Here is a 764-nt window from a genome sequence, read left to right on the forward strand (position 1 = left end):
ATTCCGGTCCTCGGCATAAACTAATGAGCACCCTTAGCTCAACTGGATAGAGTACCTGACTACGAATCAGGCGGTTAGAGGTTCGACTCCTCTAGGGTGCATTTTTCTTTTTAACTCGGGAAGTAGCTCAGCTTGGTAGAGTACTTGGTTTGGGACCAAGGTGTCGCAGGTTCGAATCCTGTCTTCCCGATACATGGCGGTGTAGCTCAGCTGGCTAGAGCGTCCGGTTCATACCCGGGAGGTCGGGGGTTCGATCCCCTTCGCCGCTATAATGATCTTGTCGGACCTTTAGCTCAGCTGGTTAGAGCTCTCGGCTCATAACCGAGTGGTCGTAGGTTCAAGTCCTACAAGGTCCATTTGAATATTGGAGGATTACCCAAGTCCGGCTGAAGGGAACGGTCTTGAAAACCGTCAGGCGTGTAAAAGCGTGCGTGGGTTCGAATCCCACATCCTCCTTTTATATTAACGCGGGATGGAGCAGCTCGGTAGCTCGTCGGGCTCATAACCCGAAGGTCGTAGGTTCAAATCCTGCTCCCGCAATAAGGCTCGGTAGCTCAGTTGGTAGAGCAATGGATTGAAGCTCCATGTGTCGGCGGTTCGATTCCGTCTCGCGCCATTTTTATATTTTGGAAGGGTAGCGAAGAGGCTAAACGCGGCGGACTGTAAATCCGCTCCTTCGGGTTCGGGGGGTCGAATCCCTCCCCTTCCATTTTACGGGCATAGGTTTAAGGGAGAACTAAGGTCTCCCAAAACCTTCCCGGTGG

At 52.5% G+C, this 764-nt stretch carries 8 tRNA genes; all 8 read left to right on the forward strand.

Features of this window, described 5'->3' with window-relative positions:
- Nucleotides 1–27: 27 nt before the first annotated feature.
- The 8 genes from HT722_RS10125 (at nucleotide 28) to HT722_RS10160 (ending at nucleotide 709) form a co-directional block, all read left to right on the forward strand.
- Nucleotides 28–101: transfer RNA gene (locus tag HT722_RS10125), tRNA-Arg, on the forward strand.
- A 15-nt stretch (nucleotides 102–116) separates the two neighbouring features.
- Nucleotides 117–190, forward strand: a tRNA-Pro gene (locus tag HT722_RS10130).
- A gap of 5 nt (nucleotides 191–195) precedes the next feature.
- Nucleotides 196–269, forward strand: a tRNA-Met gene (locus HT722_RS10135).
- Between the two features lie 13 nt (nucleotides 270–282).
- Nucleotides 283–356: transfer RNA gene (locus tag HT722_RS10140), tRNA-Ile, on the forward strand.
- Between the two features lie 10 nt (nucleotides 357–366).
- Nucleotides 367–456 (forward strand) — tRNA-Ser (locus HT722_RS10145).
- A gap of 10 nt (nucleotides 457–466) precedes the next feature.
- Nucleotides 467–540, forward strand: a tRNA-Met gene (locus tag HT722_RS10150).
- Between the two features lie 3 nt (nucleotides 541–543).
- Nucleotides 544–616: transfer RNA gene (locus HT722_RS10155), tRNA-Phe, on the forward strand.
- A gap of 12 nt (nucleotides 617–628) precedes the next feature.
- A tRNA-Tyr gene (locus tag HT722_RS10160) sits at nucleotides 629–709 on the forward strand.
- The last annotated feature ends 55 nt before the right edge of the window (nucleotides 710–764 follow it).

The sequence above is a fragment of the Streptococcus sp. 53 genome, from assembly GCF_013276565.1.
Classification (GTDB): Bacteria; Bacillota; Bacilli; order Lactobacillales; family Streptococcaceae; genus Streptococcus.